Annotated in this window: 14 protein-coding genes; 5 read left to right on the top strand and 9 right to left on the bottom strand. The window is 37.6% G+C overall.

Features of this window, described 5'->3' with window-relative positions:
• Complete coding sequence (locus tag FNW21_RS06945; RefSeq protein WP_144256020.1) at positions 1-807, bottom strand: glycogen/starch synthase; 807 nt, start codon at positions 805-807, stop codon at positions 1-3.
• A 109-nt stretch (positions 808-916) separates the two neighbouring features.
• Here FNW21_RS06945 and panC point away from each other — a divergent pair, with 109 nt between their 5' ends.
• The 4 genes from panC (at position 917) to radA (ending at position 4,753) form a co-directional block, all read left to right on the top strand.
• Entirely contained in the window at positions 917-1,765 is an 849-nt protein-coding gene (gene panC / locus FNW21_RS06940) for a pantoate--beta-alanine ligase (RefSeq protein WP_144256019.1), read from the top strand.
• Between the two features lie 12 nt (positions 1,766-1,777).
• A complete protein-coding gene (gene panD / locus FNW21_RS06935; protein WP_144256018.1) occupies positions 1,778-2,128 on the top strand; it encodes an aspartate 1-decarboxylase in 351 nt (116 codons plus the stop codon).
• Positions 2,129-2,243: 115 nt separating this feature from the next.
• Positions 2,244-3,392, top strand: coding sequence for an alpha/beta hydrolase (locus FNW21_RS06930; RefSeq protein WP_235889599.1), 1,149 nt, complete (start codon positions 2,244-2,246; stop codon positions 3,390-3,392).
• Entirely contained in the window at positions 3,392-4,753 is a 1,362-nt protein-coding gene (radA, locus tag FNW21_RS06925; RefSeq protein WP_144256016.1) for a DNA repair protein RadA, read from the top strand. Before FNW21_RS06930 ends, radA begins: the two co-directional genes overlap by 1 nt.
• 120 nt (positions 4,754-4,873) lie before the next feature.
• On the opposite strand, the gene FNW21_RS06920 is transcribed toward radA, so the two are convergent.
• The 7 genes from FNW21_RS06920 to gdhA form a co-directional block, all read right to left on the bottom strand.
• Complete coding sequence (locus FNW21_RS06920; protein ID WP_144256015.1) at positions 4,874-5,470, bottom strand: lipoprotein signal peptidase; 597 nt, start codon at positions 5,468-5,470, stop codon at positions 4,874-4,876.
• An 87-nt stretch (positions 5,471-5,557) separates the two neighbouring features.
• Positions 5,558-5,938 carry a TraR/DksA family transcriptional regulator gene (locus FNW21_RS06915; protein WP_144256014.1) on the bottom strand — a complete coding sequence of 127 codons (381 nt, stop codon included), beginning with the start codon at positions 5,936-5,938 and terminating at the stop codon, positions 5,558-5,560.
• 37 nt (positions 5,939-5,975) lie between these two features.
• Positions 5,976-9,377 (bottom strand): isoleucine--tRNA ligase, encoded by a 3,402-nt coding sequence (gene ileS / locus FNW21_RS06910; RefSeq protein WP_144256013.1) that lies wholly within the window; start codon positions 9,375-9,377, stop codon positions 5,976-5,978.
• Positions 9,378-9,571: 194 nt separating this feature from the next.
• Entirely contained in the window at positions 9,572-10,285 is a 714-nt protein-coding gene (recO, locus tag FNW21_RS06905; protein WP_144256012.1) for a DNA repair protein RecO, read from the bottom strand.
• 6 nt (positions 10,286-10,291) lie between these two features.
• On the bottom strand, positions 10,292-11,314 hold the full coding sequence (locus tag FNW21_RS06900; protein WP_144256011.1) for an acyltransferase family protein: 1,023 nt from the start codon (positions 11,312-11,314) through the stop codon (positions 10,292-10,294).
• 36 nt (positions 11,315-11,350) lie between these two features.
• Positions 11,351-13,648, bottom strand: coding sequence for a type IX secretion system anionic LPS delivery protein PorZ (porZ, locus tag FNW21_RS06895; RefSeq protein WP_144256010.1), 2,298 nt, complete (start codon positions 13,646-13,648; stop codon positions 11,351-11,353).
• Between the two features lie 135 nt (positions 13,649-13,783).
• Positions 13,784-15,127: an NADP-specific glutamate dehydrogenase gene (gdhA, locus tag FNW21_RS06890; protein ID WP_144256009.1), complete on the bottom strand. Its 1,344-nt coding sequence runs from the start codon at positions 15,125-15,127 to the stop codon at positions 13,784-13,786.
• 280 nt (positions 15,128-15,407) lie between these two features.
• Here gdhA and FNW21_RS06885 point away from each other — a divergent pair, with 280 nt between their 5' ends.
• Entirely contained in the window at positions 15,408-16,208 is an 801-nt protein-coding gene (locus FNW21_RS06885; RefSeq protein ID WP_144256008.1) for a THC0290_0291 family protein, read from the top strand.
• A 165-nt stretch (positions 16,209-16,373) separates the two neighbouring features.
• Here the strand turns inward: FNW21_RS06885 and bioB are convergent, their stop codons facing one another.
• The gene (bioB, locus tag FNW21_RS06880; protein WP_144256007.1) at positions 16,374-17,456 is read right to left on the bottom strand and encodes a biotin synthase BioB; all 1,083 of its coding nucleotides are present in this window, start codon (positions 17,454-17,456) and stop codon (positions 16,374-16,376) included.
• Positions 17,457-17,718: the final 262 nt, after the last annotated feature.

Here is a 17,718-nt window from a genome sequence, read left to right as displayed (position 1 = left end):
TTAAAGAACCTCGTTTTTATAGAAATTAGTATACGCCTCGGCGAATGCATCTTTTGGCACGAAAGGTAAAAAAGGTTTTCCTGAAGATTCTATAAATTTTGTTAAACTTGGAGATAACGCATCCGAAGCCATAATTACAGCATCCGAATGTTGAATGGCTGTTTTGATGATATTCTCGTAATTAGGAATTGCTAGATCCGCAATTGCCTCACTAGGAATACCGTCAAATTTTACTTTATTGATCATTTCAACATCCAAAGTTTCATCAAAAGATTGACTGTAAACCGAAGTAACGATTTTAGTTTCAGAGAATAATGCTTCGTTTTTATAGAAATGTTTCATGTAAATAGGCAACATCGCAGCCATCCAGCCGTGAACATGAATAATATCAGGCACCCAATTCAATTTTTTTACGGTTTCGACCACTCCTTTTGCAAAGAAAATAGCGCGCTCATCATTGTCAGGGTACATTACCCCATCCTCATCCGCAAAAGTGGCTTTCCGTTTAAAATACTCGTCGTTATCTATAAAATAAACTTGAATTCGCTCTTTCGGAATCGAAGCTACCTTAATAATAAGGGGCATATCTAAATCATTTACCACCAAATTCATCCCAGAAAGCCGAATCACTTCATGCAATTGATGTCTTCTCTCGTTAATATTTCCATACCTAGGCATGAAAATTCTTATCTGACCGCCTTGATCATTAATCATTTTGGGCACGTCATAAGACATTAAAGAGACCTCATTTTCAGCGAGATAAGGCACCACTTCAGATGATACGTATAATATCCTCTTATCTTTCATAGTATATTTTACTTAATTTAATGGCAATAAAAACCATGCAAAATTACAAAAATTTATGCAGTTATAGACATAAAATAGTAAGTTTGCAGTTAATTTTAATAATAATGCCATGCAAATTTTTTCTGGAAATGTCGCTTTGAGGGAATACTTAAAATCGATAATGACTCCTGAAAGCACTATTGGATTTGTTCCTACTATGGGCGCTTTGCACCAAGGACATTTGGCATTAATGCAAAAATCACTACAAGAAAATCAATTTACTGTTGTAAGTATTTTTGTAAATCCAACCCAATTCAACAATCCCGAAGATCTAGCAAAATACCCAAGAACACTTGACCAAGATGTTGAGAAAATGACTGCTTTGAGTCCTGAAATCATTGTATTTGCACCCACAGTAGCCGATATTTATGAAGGAAATACCCAGTCGCAATCCTTTGATTTTGATGGGCTAGAAAACCAAATGGAAGGACAATTTAGACCCGGACATTTTAATGGTGTGGGCACGATTGTCAAACGTCTTTTTGAAATTGTAACACCTACAAATGCCTATTTTGGCGAAAAAGATTTCCAACAATTGCAAATTGTAAAAAAACTTGTCGAAAAAAACAAGTTGCCCGTAACCATCGTGGGTTGCCCCATTTTTAGAGAAGCCAATCAACTGGCCATGAGCTCTCGCAACGAGCGGTTAAGCCCTACAGAAAGACAAGAAGCCGCCGTGATTTACACTATTTTGAAAACTGCCAAGGAAAAATTCAAAACCCAAAGTACCACAGTCGTTGGGGAGTGGGTAAAAAAAGCCTTTTTAAAACAGCCCCTTTTTACTTTAGAGTATTTTGTCATTGCAAATGAAGCCACACTTTTGCCTTGTGCGAGAAAAAATAAAACCAAGAATTACCGCGCTTTTATCGCAGTATTTATCAACAACATTCGATTGATTGATACCATTTCATTACATTAATTTCCTTTTTTTATGCAAATTCAAGTTCTAAAATCAAAAATTCACCGTGTAAAAGTTACAGGTGCCGATTTAAATTACATAGGAAGTATCACCATTGACGAAGCGTTGCTTGACGCCTCAAATATCATCGAGGGCGAAAAAGTAGCTATCGTAAACATCAACAACGGCGAGCGTTTTGAGACTTACGCCATCAAAGGCGAAAAAAATTCAGGCACGATAACTTTGAATGGTCCAGCCGCTAGAAAAGTTCAAAAAGACGACATCATCATCATTATTTCCTACGCTACTTTAGAATTTGAAGAAGCCAAAACTTTTCAACCCTGGATTATTTTTCCAAATGAAACGGATAATTCCCTGACCTAGATTGTCCTTTTAATTCTACACGCTCCTTTTTGTAATTGGGCTTTTTTTAAAACGCAAATAAAATGCTATCTTGCTCTTTTATTTATAAAATCCTACCCCTAAAACTACCCAAATTATGAAACAGCTTGTATTGTTTTTACTTTTTTCGGTTGCTGTTTTTTCGCAAAAAACAACAGAAACATTCGAATCTACTACATTAGGCGAAAAACGAGAAATTACCATTGGGCTTCCGCCTTCCTACGAAAAAAACACTACCAAAAAATACCCAATTCTCATTTTATTAGACGGCGAATACTTGTTTGATCCCTTTTATGGCGCACTCAATTATGGTGCCTATTGGGATGATTTGCCTGAAACGATAATTGTAGCCATCAATCAAAACAAAAATGACGAGCGCATAGAAGACAGTCATTTTGACGAATCTGATGGTGTTCCTAGCGAAAAAGGCGTCAAATTCTTTGAATTTATAGGAGGCGAATTACTGCCGTATATCGAAAAAAAATACCGTGTTGCTCCCTTTAGAATTATTGCGGGACACGATACCACTGCTGGGTTTTTGAATTTTTATTTGTACAAAGACTATTCTATATTTAATGGCTATATTTCCTTAAGTCCAGAACTAGCACCCGATATGGAAACCCGAATTCCAGACCGATTAAAAACAATTAAACAGCCTATTTTTTACTATTTATCCTCCGCTGATGGCGATGTCAAAGCACTCCAAGAACCCATTAAAAAACTAGACGAAAACATACAAACAATTGCTAATCCTGTAGTCAACTACAAATACGATTTGTTCAAAGGTGCCTCTCATTATTCCTTGGTTTTATATGCCATTCCTAATGCTTTGTATCAAATTTTTGATGCCTACAAACCCATTTCCTCTGCTGAATTTACTGATAAAATTGCCGTTTTACCATCAGGTTATGTTGATTATCTAGTAAACAAATACGATATTCTAACTAAAAATTTAAGTCTAAAAGTTCCCGTTCGTATCAATGATTTCAAAGCTATTGAAGCGGCAATTCTAAAAAATAAAGCCTACAACGAACTAGATCAATTGGCTCAAATTGCGGATAAAAATTACCCAAAATCCATGCTTGCCGAATATGAATTGGGCTTGATGTACGAAAAAACAGGCGATCCCAAAAAAGCTGCCAAAAAATACCAAAACGCCTCACAACTTGAGGAAATTGGTGACTTGACCAAAGACATGATGATGGACAAATTTGATGATATGAAAAGTCTAATTCCCAAAAAGTAATGGCCAAGGTAAAAACAACTTTTTTCTGCCAAAGTTGCGGTGCACAATATGCCAAATGGCAAGGACAATGCAACTCCTGCAAAGAATGGAACACAATTGCCGAGGAAATTATTCAAAAGCAAGAAAAAGTAGCTTGGAAAAGCGAACCCACCACCAGCAGCAAAGCCCCAAAACCATTGCGAATTAATGAAATCGATTCCTCCGAAGAAATTAGGATGGATACTACAGATGGCGAACTCAATCGCGTACTTGGCGGCGGCATCGTACCAGGTTCCTTAATCCTTTTGGGTGGGGAACCAGGCATAGGAAAAAGTACGCTTTTGCTCCAAATATCATTAAAACTACCCTACAAAACATTATACGTTTCGGGCGAAGAAAGCCAAAAACAAATTAAAATGCGGGCAGAAAGAATCACGCCCAATGGCGACAATTGCTACATTCTTACCGAAACGAAAACCCAAAACATCTTCAAACAAATAGAAGCCATTGCTCCCGAAATTGTAATTATCGATTCCATTCAAACCTTGCATACGGATTATATTGAATCAACAGCGGGAAGCATTTCGCAAATACGCGAAACCACAGCCGAACTCATAAAATTTGCCAAAGAAACCAACATTCCAGTCATTTTAATTGGACATATTACCAAGGATGGTACCATTGCTGGCCCCAAAATACTGGAACACATGGTCGACACCGTACTTCAGTTTGAAGGCGACAGAAACCACGTATACCGGATCTTACGTTCGCTAAAAAACCGTTTTGGCTCCACCGCCGAAATTGGTATTTACGAAATGTTAGGCAGTGGTTTGCGAGAAGTTTCGAACCCCTCCGAAATATTGATTTCCCACAAAGACGAAGAGCTTTCAGGAACAGCCATTGCCTCTACACTTGAGGGAATGCGCCCCTTGATGATCGAAATTCAGTCGCTCGTAAGTACCGCCGTTTATGGAACACCGCAGCGCAGCACCACAGGTTACAATGCCAAAAGGCTCAATATGATTCTGGCCGTTTTAGAAAAAAGAGCTGGTTTCAGGCTAGGCGCCAAAGACGTTTTCTTGAACGTAACCGGCGGCATATCCGTAGATGATCCTGCGATAGATTTGGCCGTTGTGGCCGCAATTTTATCCTCGAACGAAGACATTTCGGTACCCAAAGGCTATTGTTTTGCTGGAGAAGTAGGTTTGTCAGGAGAAATTCGCCCTGTAAACCGAGTAGATCAACGCATTCAAGAAGCCGAAAAATTAGGATTCTCCACAATTTTTGTATCAAAATACAACAAAATAGCTTTAAAAAATACCGGAATCCAAATCAGGCTTGTCGCCAAAATTGAAGATGTCGCGCAAGAGTTGTTTGGGTAGGAGAAATTTAATGGAAAGAATAAATTGACGAAACAATTCCTATTTTGCTAGCAAAAAAGCATTGATTATCTGTAACATTAAAAGTTTGGCCTCACAAAATCCAATCCAAAAAATCAGTTTTTAATTTTTATGAAATGCTTTTTTGTTGAAAAAAATCAAAATTCCAACTCCTGTAGAAATCGCCATATCGGCAACATTGAAAATGGCATTAAAAAAAGTGAAGTCTCTGCCGCCCCAAATAGGCAACCAAGTAGGCAAGATTCCGTGCCAAAAAGGGAAGTAAAATAAATCGACTACTTGACCATGAAACCAAGTCCCATAAGGTTTATCAGTAAATAATGTCGCCACTTGAATGTGACTGTCGTCAAAAAGAACCCCGTAAAAAACGGAGTCAATAATATTCCCCAAGGCTCCTGCAAAAATTAAAGCTATGGCCAGTATTAAATAATTAGAGCCTCTTTTTTGAATCGTGTCCCAAAGCCAATAACCAATGCAAGGCACTACCAAAATTCTAAAAAAAGTAAGTATTATTTTGCCATATTGCCCTGGTATTTCGGTGCCCCAAGCCATTCCTTTATTTTCGATAAAAAGGATTTTAAACCATTCAAACACTTGTACTTCTTCGCCTAGAATAAAATGGGTTTTGATGTATATTTTGGACACTTGATCCACCAGTAGAATGATAAAAATAAGGAGGGATGCTTTTCGTAATGACATTTTGTAAATTTTGATGGCGCAAAAATAGTAATTTAATCAAAAAAAACGCTCCCAAAGGAGCGTTAATTATTAGGTTGAGGCTAATGCTTATCGTTGCAAGTTCTTTGCTTCGATGCTCATAGTGGCGTGAGGAACAATTTTTAATCGCTCTTTGCCTATCAACTTTCCAGTTACTCGGCACACACCGTAGGTTTTATTTTCTACACGGAATAGGGCGTTCTTCAAGTCGCGAAGGAACTTTTCTTGACGTATGGCCAGTTGCGAGTTCGCTTCTTTAGACATAGTTTCGCTTCCCTCCTCAAAGGCTTTAAACGTAGGCGACGTGTCATCGGTACCGTTGTTTAAGTCATTCATATAGGCGCTTTTTATCAAGTCTAAATCGGCTTGCGCTTTTTGCATTTTGTTTATAATTATCTCTTTGAACTCTGCTAAATCAGCATCCGAGTATCGTGTCATTTCGTCTGTCATACCCTAAAATTATTTGTAGTTATTACTTGTTAGTTCGTTATTTGGTTATTGTCATTTTGGTTTTGATAGCATCAAATTCAATTATTGCGCCGTTTACAAGGCTTTCTTGAAAAACGATTGTTGCAGTCAATGTTTCGGATTTTATGTACTCTTCATTGGCTTTAACAGCGGCTTCTAGCACGGTTTCGTTTTCTAAAAATACGTTTATGGTGTCTGTAACTTCAAAACCAGCATCTTTTCTACTATTTTGAATTCGGTTGACCAATTCTCTTGCAATTCCTTCTTCCTTCAATTCTGCCGATATAGTGATGTCCAACGCAACGGTGATTCCGTTTGAATTAGCAACTAACCAACCTTCGATATCTTGCGATGTTATTTCGACATCTTCTAATGATAAAATTACACTATTTCCAGAAATAACAACAGTCAGGCTTCCTTCCTTGTCTAATTGGTTGATTTGTTCGGCTGTAAATGATTGTATTTCCTTGGAAATCAATCCCATATCTTTACCAAAACGAGGGCCTAATGTCTTAAAATTTGGTTTTATTTGCTTGACCAAAATCCCAGAAGCATCGTCCAAAAGTACGATTTCCTTCACGTTCACCTCGGCTTTTATCAGGTCTGAAACAGCTTCAATTTCAGCACGTTGATTGGCGTCAAGTACTGGAATCATTACCTTTTGCAGCGGCTGACGCACCTTAATCATTTCCTTTTTTCGAAGCGATAAAACGAGTGATGAAATAGTCTGCGCTTTTTGCATTTTGCTCTCTAACATTTTATTAACATAGTTTTCAACCGAAACGGGAAACTGCGCCAAATGTACCGACTCAAATTCTTCTGTTTGTGTTGTTTGCGTTAAGTCTCTGTAAAGTTTGTCCATAAAGAACGGCGCAACAGGCGCACCAAGTTTGCTTATGGTTAACAAACAGGTGTATAATGTTTGGTAAGCGGCAATTTTATCTTGTGCGTATTCTCCCTTCCAAAAACGACGGCGACACAAGCGAACGTACCAGTTGCTCAAGTTTTCTTGAACAAATTCGGATATGGCTCGAGTGGCTTTCGTTGGTTCATAATCCGCATAAAAACCATCCACCTCTTTGACCAAGGTATTCAATTCCGAGATAATCCATTGGTCAATTTCGGGTCTTTCTTGTAATGGAATTTCCGCTTCGGCAAAAGTAAATTGGTCAATATTGGCATACAAACTAAAAAACGAATAGGTATTGTATAGTGTTCCAAAGAATTTACGACGCACCTCGGCAATGCCTTCCAAATCAAATTTCAAGTTGTCCCAAGGATTCGCATTCGAAATCATGTACCAGCGGGTGGCATCTGGGCCGTATTCATTTAAGGTTTCAAATGGATCAGCAGCATTACCCAAACGTTTGGACATTTTTTGTCCGTTTTTGTCCAAAACCAAACCATTAGAAACTACATTTTTATAGGCTACTTTATCAAAAACCAAAGTGGCAATAGCGTGCAAGGTATAAAACCAACCCCGGGTTTGATCCACACCTTCGGCAATAAAATCAGCTGGGAAATCTTTATTTTCGTCTATTTTGTCTTTGTTTTCAAAAGGATAATGCCATTGTGCATAAGGCATGGAACCAGAATCAAACCAAACGTCAATCAAATCCGATTCGCGTTGCATTGGTTTTCCAGAAGCCGAAACCAAAGTAATTTCATCGACTACATTTTTATGCAAATCAATCAAATCATAGTTGGCTTCGCTCATGTTTCCAATTTCGAAACCTTTGAAAGGATTTGTAGTTTGAAAACCTGCCGCAATAGATTTTTCGATTTCATTGTATAATTCTTCTACCGAACCAATTAAAATTTCTTCTTGTTTATCCTCGGTTCTCCAAATTGGCAATGGAATTCCCCAAAAACGAGAACGGGATAAATTCCAGTCGTTGGCATTTTTTAACCAATTCCCAAAACGACCTTCTCCAGTGGCTTTTGGTTTCCAGTTGATGGTTTCGTTCAATTCGAACATTCGATCCCGAACTTCGGTAATTTTTATAAACCAAGAATCCAGAGGATAATACAAAATAGGCTTATCTGTTCTCCAGCAATGTGGGTAACTGTGGACGTATTTCTCTACTTTGAAGGCTTTATTTTCTTCCTTTAATTGAATTGCAATTTCCACATCGGCGGAGCGTTCTGGTGCTTCTCCCTCGTTGTAATATTCATTTTTAACGTATTTTCCGGAATAACTACCTAAACCGTCAATGAATTTTCCTTGTAAATCTACCAGTGGAACGGGTGTTCCGTTTTCGTCAAGAACCAACATTGGTGGGATTTCTGGAACGGCTTCTTTGGCCACTTTGGCATCATCAGCACCAAATGTAGGCGAAGTATGTACAATTCCAGTTCCGTCTTCGGTGGTTACAAAATCTCCAGCAATGACTCTAAAAGCATTTTCTGGATTTTGGTACGGCAAAGTCAATGGCATCAATTGTTCGTAACGAATTCCAACTAAATCAGCACCTTTGGCTTCTGCCAAAATCTGATAGGGAATCTTCTTGTCGCCCTTTTTAAAATTTTCAAAATCCGAAGCTTCGGAACTGGCGAAAAAACCTTTTCCAAATTGTTTTCCAACCAAGTTTTTAGCCAAAATCACTTTGACAGGTCGAAAAGTATATTGATTGAAAGTTGCTACTACAACATAATCAATTTTTGGACCAACAGTCAATGCCGTGTTGGAAGGCAGAGTCCAAGGTGTTGTCGTCCAAGCCAAGATATGAATATCACCAAAACCTTGAAGAAAACTCGGCAAAGTTTCGTTTAATGCTTTGAATTGAGCAACAATAGTGGTATCCGTTACATCACGATAACTTCCCGGTTGGTTCACTTCATGTGACGATAATCCTGTTCCTGCTTTTGGCGAATACGGCTGAATGGTGTAGCCTTTGTACATCAAATCCTTGTTGTAGATTTGTTTCAAAATCCACCAAACGGTTTCCATGTACTTGGATTTGTAGGTAATATAGGGATCTTCCATGTCGACCCAATACCCCATTTTTTCGGTCAAATCGTTCCACACATCGGTGTAGCGCATTACCGTTTTCTTGCAGGCTTCGTTGTATTCTTCTATGGAAATGGTTTTTCCTATATCTTCTTTGGTAATGCCTAATGCGGCTTCAGTACCTAATTCTACAGGCAATCCGTGGGTATCCCAGCCTGCTTTACGCTTTACTTGGAATCCTTTTTGAGTTTTATATCGGCAAAAAATATCTTTAATCGCACGCGCCATCACGTGGTGAATTCCGGGCAATCCATTTGCCGAAGGCGGACCTTCAAAAAAAACGAATGGCGTACTGCCTTCGCGCGTGGTTACGCTCTTCTCAAATATGTTTTTTTCTTTCCAAAAATCTAGTACTTCTGATGCTACTGTTGGTAAGTCAAGTCCTTTGTATTCAGTAAATTTTGTGCTCATTTTATCCTTTTCTTAATCGTGGTGCGAAAGTAAGAAATAGTTATGAATTAGAAGTTATGAATTAGGAGTTTTTGTTGGCCACAAAACCACTACTGCACAAAGGCAAATGAGCGTTATTGAAAGGGAAATAGTTCCTGAAAAAACCGATTAAAACAAAAAAAGTATCGAATATTGGGTCTTTATGGCTACTATTTTTAAGAAAAAACAGCGGCTAAAACCTCCACTGATTTGGGTCTTTTGAAACCATCGAGATGAAAACTATAATAGTCAATTAAAATTTTCAATAGCAATTGTCTTTCAATGACGTGGAATGTTTTTTTGTCGTTTTCAAATTTCAATCCAATGAGTTTTTTGAACAAATTGCTTTCGTGTTCCGTGAGCGAACTAATGGCGTGGAAGGGCGTGAAAACACCTTCGGTCATTTCGAAAAAAGGCATATCAATGTCCGAAACATCAGGATAAAAACCAAGATATTTGGTCGTTTCCAGCAACAATATAAGGTGAAAATTAGCAATTTCGTCGTGATGATCCAACCACAACAAGGCCGTTTCGAGAAAGGTAAATAAGGATTCATTTTTTTCTTCCTCGTGAATGGAATGGTGCAAGATTTCGGAAATGAATAATACAATGGTACTTTTTACAATATTTGTAGGAATGGATTGAAAAGGAACGGCAAGTTTTATTTCTTTAAAATTCTCCAAAGTGCCTTTATTTATATGAACGGCTTCGATTTCAAGAATCGATAAGGGTTGAAAATAAGCGATTTTTTGACTTGATTTTCTGGACGAAAAAGCATCGCGAACAAAATAGGTTTTTAAACCACTCGAAAGCGTAAAACACTTGACAATCAAGCTTTTTTCTTGGTATTTTAAAGCCGAAATTACGATTGCTTTGGTTTTGATTTGCATAAAAAATTAAGATAAAATAGGAGAAATCCCTTTTTTGTATCGGTCTAAAAATCGTTTTTCAATACCATACCATGAAAAAACGGCCAACAAAATTGTAAGTATGCTAACGCCAATCGCCATTAGAATTGGATTGTACTTTTCGAATAGATTGTACTGCCGAAAAAGCTGAATTATAGGAAAATGATAAATGTAAATTCCGTACGTAAAATCACCGTATTTGCCAAAATTATTTAGAAAAGGCAAACTAAAAGCCGCAATTATCAATCCCGTTCCAAAAGCTGCAGGATGCACAACATCGATTGGCAAGGTAAAATAATTAGCAATTACAAAAGCAACAACGGCTATCAAAAACAACTTTACTTTGTGTTTTAACACCTTTTCGATATTCAAATACAAATAAATTCCTACCACAAAATAAGCCAAATAACCCGGCAATTGTTTGGCGAGTAATGGCTTATTAAAAAAATCTTCCATGACATACCAATACAACAAGGACAAAAAATAGAGCGTAAAAAGTACAACAAAGGGTTTCTTTATTTTATGCAGCACATAAAAAAGAAACGGCAACAGGACGTAAAAACCTTCTTCTATTTTCAAAGTCCACAACGAACCGTTTACGGCACACAAAAGATTGCCCGTAAAAAGCCCAGGCAAACAAGGATGCATAAAATTAAAAAAGAAAAGATTCCACCCTAAATACGCATAGGTTTCACTACTTGAAAAATAATCCAAAGCCGATACTTGGCTGAAAAAAGAAAGTGCCAAAACAGTAAAAAAAAGCAAGAAAACGTAAGCGGGTACAATTCGTTTGGCTCTTTTTATAAAATAGTTTTTTAGCGAGGGCGTATTGGTGTAACTTTTGGCAACAAGAAAACCACTAATTATAAAAAAACCCTGCACGGCGATAGTTGAATTGGCAATACGGTGTAAAAATTCGAAACTTTTATGTTGCGAAAGTTCTCCCAAATGTGCTAACAGAATGGTTACCGAAAAAAACATTCGGAGGAAATCAAAGCAATTTTTATTCATTTGGAGTGAGAATGTGGGGTTTGTTTTAATATGATTTTACCTAATAATCATCACTTTTTTGACTTTGGTTTCAATTCCGTCTTGTGCCGATATAAAAATCATATACACTCCCGAAGCGACTTTGTATTTGCCAAAAGCTGTGGTGTCCCACTCGATTGTTCCCCCTTCGGAAATGGTTTCGTATACTAAATTTCCTTCGATATCGGTAATCTTTACATTGGCTTTGTTGAGCAATCCTGTGATTTTTACAGTTCCATCAAACTCGGGGCGAACAGGATTCGGATACACATACACGTTACTCAAATCGGCACTCGCCGCAGTCGAAACTCCTTTGAAGGAAATCATTCCTTTGTCCGTAGCGATAAAAACTTCTCCCGTAGCCGAATTAATATCGATATCATTAATCAAATTACTAGGCAGTGGCGAATTTTTGGTAGTGAAATGGTATTTGGTTTCTTGTCCATTTGCCGAAACCAAAAACACGCCCGAATCAGCCGTTCCAATCCATTTATTATTGGCGCCATCGACCACAATATCAGTAATAAATTGTTCGTACAGTAATTCTTGAGCCAAATTATCTTCTAGAATAATTATGGAGGAAGTAGTCATTTGATCTTCGGTCAAGAAATCACCTATATTTGATAAAACACGAAGTCCTTTGGTGGTTCCTATCCAGAGCTGATTCCTGTTATCAACAGCAATAGCTCTCACATTGGTTGTTGGTAAATTACCTTTGTCAGGACCAAAATTTATTTTTTTGAACTTATTAATAGACTCATTGTAAGCTATTAAACCATCAGTATTGGTACACCACCATTTGGTGTCATTTTTATCAATAATGAGGCGACCCATACTCGCATCTATACTTTTGTCCAAAATGCTGTTCAACGAGAAACTTTGCCATTGTCCATTAGTTTTCAAGACTTTCAACCCTTTTTCTATAAGACTGTTGTTGAGCCAAAGGTTGCCTGATTTATCAAAAGCGGCACCGTTGATACGCACATCGATATAATTAGGACCAAGAAATGAAATCGATTCTAAACCGCTATTGGTTTGATTGTATAAAAAGGTCGGAATATCGTCTTCAATTTTCACCAAGCCCGAAAAAAAAGAACTGGCATATACTTGCTTCTCGTTATTAGGATTAATGGTAATTCTAGAAATTGATTTGGCTCCAAAAACTTTAGAATAGGGAATATTGAGCCAACCGGCATCGCTAAATTTGCTTATTCCATAGGAGTTAGGGCCAGTTCCATTATACCCATACGGATTGTAACTACCCAAATAGCCTCCATAAACCGCCCAAAGAAAAGTGGTTGTTGTTTGCAGTGCAAAAATATTATTTCGGGAAGGGCCACTGGGTGTGTCGTTTTCGAAAACCGTACCCGAGGCCAGTGCTGTAGAGAACAAGCCGTTTTCTTGTGTTCCTATATATACCACATCATTTAAAACAGTGGCACATGAAAAACTAGGAACTACATCGGGAATTTGACTGTTGTTTATTTGCAGTACCAAAATCATTTGCTGGTTGTACACCAAAACTTTTGAAGCGGTTGTCACCAATAAATAATTTGATTTTGCCCGCATATCTTGTGCCGCTTGTCCTAGTGTTGCCACTGTACTAAAAGCATTTGACGCGTATTTTTGAACTAATCCTGCTGAATTAATGGCAATTAGCGCTGTTCCAAAAGTTTCAATACTGGACCAACTACCAGGACTTATTACAGCCCACTGTTTGTAATCGATTAGGTTTTTATTCGAAAAATCGGCACTACGAATACCCGTTTCGGTGGCTGCATAAATAAAACCGTTATAGACTGCGGTTTGTTTAACACTGGTTTCTTTGCCGCTGTCGCCAATGAAATAGGTGTCGCCAAAAAGCAAGGTGGTGAGATTAAATTGAACTATTCCAAAGTCGCAGGAAACATAAACAATTCCGTCTTTCTCCATGAAATGATTGATTTTTTTTATGTTTGCTGGGAGTTGTTTATTGATGATGTCTACCACATTGAGCATTGTTCCATCGGCCTCGTTAATGACAATCATCAACCCGTTTTCGTAACCAATCAGTGTTTTGTTTACGGTGTTGCTGTGGTACAAAGCCGAAATCGTTTCCCCCGAAAGTCCATCAATAGTATTGGTTGTTTTAATGCTACTTGTAGACGTATTTTTAGAAAACAAAGCATTCTCTGAAGCGGCAAATACTGTGGTAGCATCCTCCGAAAGGTCTTTGATTTCGGTGTACGAAAAATAACCTTTCCAGACCAAATTACTTTGCGCAAAACTACTTTGGACAAGGATTAAAAATAAAATATAGAAACACTTTTTTTTCATTTTTTATACTACAATTGGTTCACAAATATACTACAAACGAAAGAATTTGAATTTTGTTCTATTCAAATAAAAAAATGCTTTCTAAATAGTCCCAAAAGAACACATTAGAAAGCATTACAAAAAACTAAAAAAGAATTATACGACGCCTTGAGCTAACATAGCATCGGCCACTTTTACAAAACCAGCAATATTGGCACCTTTTACATAATCAACATAACCAGAATCATCTGTGCCATATTTTACGCAAGAAGCATGAATGTTTAACATAATGCTTTTGAGTTTTTCATCCACCTCTTCGGCGGTCCAACTCAAGCGCAAGGAATTTTGAGACATTTCTAAACCAGAAGTGGCCACACCACCAGCATTTGAGGCTTTTCCGGGGGCAAAAAGTATTTTTGCGTTTTGAAAAGCATGAACAGCCTCGGGAGTTGTTGGCATGTTAGCCCCTTCGGCAACACAACGACAACCATTGTTTATTAAGAGCGTGGCTTCGGTTTGATTTAGCTCATTTTGAGTGGCACAAGGTAAAGCTACATCGCATTTTATTTCCCAAGGACGACTTCCTGCGTGGTAGGTAGCGTGAGGATATTTGGTGGTATAATCACTAATTCGGCCTCTTAATTCGTTTTTAATTTCCATGATATGCGCTAATTTAGCAGCGTCAATTCCGTCAGCATCGTGAATATACCCCGCCGAATCTGACATGGTAACTACTTTCCCACCCAATTGAGTTGCTTTTTGAGCGGCATATTGCGCTACGTTTCCAGAGCCAGAAATCACTACTGTTTTTCCTTCAAAGCTATCGCCATGGGTAGCCAACATACTTTGGGCAAAATAAACCGCTCCGTATCCTGTTGCTTCGGGACGTATTAACGATCCTCCAAAAGAGATTCCTTTCCCAGTTAAAACACCTGTAAATTCATTTCTAATTCGTTTGTATTGACCAAATAGGTATCCAACTTCTCTTCCGCCTACGCCAATATCTCCAGCAGGAACATCCGTATCTGGGCCTATATGTTTGCACAATTCGGTCATGAAACTTTGACAAAAACGCATCACTTCATTATCTGATTTTCCTTTTGGGTCAAAATCAGCTCCTCCTTTTCCACCACCCATAGGCAATGTGGTCAAACTATTTTTAAAGGTTTGCTCAAAAGCAAGAAATTTCAAAATACTCAAGTTTACCGATGGGTGAAAACGCAATCCTCCTTTGTAAGGCCCAATTGCGGAATTCATTTGAATGCGATAGCCTCTATTAACTTGAATATCACCCTTGTCATCAATCCAAGTAACTCTGAACGTAAAAATACGATCGGATTCGACCATACGTTCCAAAAGCATCTTGTTTTGGTATTTTTTATTTTGTTCAATAAAAGGAATTACCGTTTCAGCAACTTCTACAACTGCTTGCATAAATTCCGGCTCGTTCGGGTTTTTTTTGGCAACCGCTTCGATAAAAGTAATACTACTTTGTGACATGATTATTGGATTAATAACGTTTAAGAAAACGTTTTCGTTAATGATACAAAGATACAGTTTAAACGTAAAATTGACTGATTATTTTCATTTGAAATGCAGAATTATCTTTTTATTAAGCATTTACAAATAATTCTGCTTTTTACGAAGCATTTTTTACGAAATCGTTATAGTAAATTTGTTAAAATCTCCATTTGTCTGATTTTATTATTATTTAATCTGATTTTTTTTTATTATGAAACTAGTTTTTATATATTTGTCCATATTCGAAAAATTACCTCTAATGCTCAAACACATAGTCTACACTTTAGTCCTACTTTTTGGTTTTACCAATCATGCTGTGGCGCAATTTGGTCTTTCTCATGAAGTTGGAGTCATTATTGGACCAGTTGCTTTCCAATCGGATTACGGAGAGCGACACGATTTTAAAACCAATGCAGGTAATACTGGTTTTGGAATTGGTGTAATACATTACCTCAATTTTTCATACAAAGCATCTTGTAACTGTTACACTCCCGAAACTTATTTTAATGATCACTTTAAATTAAGAACCGAAATATCCTATAATAAAACCAATTTACAACATTTTGGACAATGGATTGAAGGAAATCCGTCAATTGGAAAAGAACAATTAAAAGCAATGCGAGGAAGCACTTCGTTAACTAATATAGGAATGCAATTGGAGTTTTTTCCTTGGAGTATACGCGATTATACCGCAACTATCGAAAGCTGGGCACCTTTTATAAGTCTTGGTGGCCAATTTAGTTATTACAATGCCAAAGCCTCTTCAACTCTAGGTCCGCTGGGAACTCCTTTAACAACTTTCCCCAAATACTTAACCCCTTCGGATGGGAGATCACATGGATTTTCTACAGAGAGTGGTTCGGTTTGGTCAGTTGTGACTAGTGTAGGAACTCGATATAAATTAAGTCCCATGCAAGATTTAATGGTTGACATGCGTTTTCAATACTTTTTTTCCAACTGGGTAGATGGACTGAATCCAAATCCTAACATTTACAAAGAAAACAAAACAAACGATTGGTTGGTTTGGTTTAATGTTGGTTACATCTACTATTTAGAATAAAAAAAATAACATATAAAAATCCCCAAGTTTCAATCGAAATTTGGGGATTTTTGTTTTTAAAAAAACGTGTAATAACCTGTACTCCGTTTAAGCCAAGGTTTTTATAAAATAATCCCATTTTGCAAACAAGCAAAATGGGATGATATAAGTTTAAATAATTGAATATTATTTCTTGACAGATGCTTCTAGATTTCTCTCGATTGTATGATTAGGTCTCGACCATTTTGGTTTTTCGCCAAGTGGTACAAATTGCGAATCGGCTGCTTCAACCGTTTCGGGTTGCATGATTTTTATAAACGGTTTTTGAGGTTTTAAACCAAGCATTTCGAACATTTTCATGTCGTCATTTACATCAGGATTTGGCGTTGTAAGGAGTTTGTCACCAGCAAAAATAGAATTGGCACCAGCAAAAAAGCACATCGCTTGTCCTTCGCGACTCATATTCATTCTGCCAGCTGATAAACGCACTTGAGTTTCGGGCATAATAATTCGGGTAGTTGCCACCATTCGAATCATTTCCCAAATTTCTACAGGTTTTTCTTCTTCCATTGGGGTTCCTTCAACGGCAACAAGTGCATTAATTGGAACGGATTCTGGTTGCGGATTTAAGGTAGAAAGCGCCACGAGCATACCTGCACGGTCTTCAATGCTTTCGCCCATTCCTATTATACCGCCGCTACAAACGGTAACATTGGTTTTCCTAACATTTTCTATAGTTTGCAAACGGTCTTCAAAACCGCGAGTCGAAATAACTTCCTTATAATATTCTTCGGAGGTGTCTAAATTATGATTATAGGCATACAAACCAGCTTCGGCCAAGCGGTGTGCTTGATTTTCGGTAATCATACCTAAAGTACAACACACCTCCATATCCAGTTTGTTAATGGTGCGAACCATTTCAAGAACTTGATCAAATTCAGGCCCATCTTTTACATTTCGCCAAGCTGCACCCATACAAACTCGTGACGAACCACTAGATTTTGCTCTCAAAGCTTGGGCTTTTACTTGACTTACAGACATTAAATCATTGCCTTCAATTTCGGTGTGGTAGCGCGCAGCTTGTGGACAATAACCACAATCCTCTGGACATCCACCTGTTTTTATAGACAATAAAGTCGAAACCTGAACTACGTTTGGATCGTGTTGTTCGCGGTGTATTGTGGCAGCTTCATAAAGCAAATCCATTAAGGGTTTGTTGTAGATTGCGATAATTTCGTCTTTTGTCCAATTGTGTTTTGTAAGGCTCATCGATGCGATTTTTAATGCCTCAAAAGTAGTTAAATTCTTTGGAAGTAGCAACGTTGTTGCCGCCAAAAGCATGACAAAAAGGATTCAAGATCTTGAGTTGTTAATAAATTTGTTTTTTGATTTTAAAACGCATGAAACAAAAAAGGCGTTCCTATTCAAGTTTCGGGACGCCTTTTCAAATTACTAAAACAAAACTAACTAATTCAACCTTCATTATTATTTTAAAAACTTAATTTATAATTAGTTACAACGTATTTTTATT

This window comes from Flavobacterium restrictum (assembly GCF_007097245.1).
Classification (GTDB): domain Bacteria; phylum Bacteroidota; class Bacteroidia; order Flavobacteriales; family Flavobacteriaceae; genus Flavobacterium; species Flavobacterium restrictum.
Note: the sequence above shows the minus strand (reverse complement) of the source record. Positions and strands in the feature narration are given on the sequence as shown.

Excerpts from the sequence above, each read along its gene's own strand:
- recO (WP_144256012.1), bottom strand. The coding sequence starts at position 10,285 with ATGCAAATCAAAACCAAAGCAATCGTAATTTCGGCTTTAAAATACCAA.
- FNW21_RS06885 (WP_144256008.1), top strand. The coding sequence starts at position 15,408 with ATGCTCAAACACATAGTCTACACTTTAGTCCTACTTTTTGGTTTTACC.
- porZ (WP_144256010.1), bottom strand. The coding sequence starts at position 13,648 with ATGAAAAAAAAGTGTTTCTATATTTTATTTTTAATCCTTGTCCAAAGT.
- ileS (WP_144256013.1), bottom strand. The coding sequence starts at position 9,377 with ATGAGCACAAAATTTACTGAATACAAAGGACTTGACTTACCAACAGTA.
- FNW21_RS06945 (WP_144256020.1), bottom strand. The coding sequence starts at position 807 with ATGAAAGATAAGAGGATATTATACGTATCATCTGAAGTGGTGCCTTAT.
- FNW21_RS06900 (WP_144256011.1), bottom strand. The coding sequence starts at position 11,314 with ATGAATAAAAATTGCTTTGATTTCCTCCGAATGTTTTTTTCGGTAACC.
- panD (WP_144256018.1), top strand. The coding sequence starts at position 1,778 with ATGCAAATTCAAGTTCTAAAATCAAAAATTCACCGTGTAAAAGTTACA.
- FNW21_RS06920 (WP_144256015.1), bottom strand. The coding sequence starts at position 5,470 with ATGTCATTACGAAAAGCATCCCTCCTTATTTTTATCATTCTACTGGTG.
- FNW21_RS06930 (WP_235889599.1), top strand. The coding sequence starts at position 2,244 with ATGAAACAGCTTGTATTGTTTTTACTTTTTTCGGTTGCTGTTTTTTCG.
- bioB (WP_144256007.1), bottom strand. The coding sequence starts at position 17,456 with ATGAGCCTTACAAAACACAATTGGACAAAAGACGAAATTATCGCAATC.
- gdhA (WP_144256009.1), bottom strand. The coding sequence starts at position 15,127 with ATGTCACAAAGTAGTATTACTTTTATCGAAGCGGTTGCCAAAAAAAAC.
- FNW21_RS06915 (WP_144256014.1), bottom strand. The coding sequence starts at position 5,938 with ATGACAGACGAAATGACACGATACTCGGATGCTGATTTAGCAGAGTTC.
- radA (WP_144256016.1), top strand. The coding sequence starts at position 3,392 with ATGGCCAAGGTAAAAACAACTTTTTTCTGCCAAAGTTGCGGTGCACAA.
- panC (WP_144256019.1), top strand. The coding sequence starts at position 917 with ATGCAAATTTTTTCTGGAAATGTCGCTTTGAGGGAATACTTAAAATCG.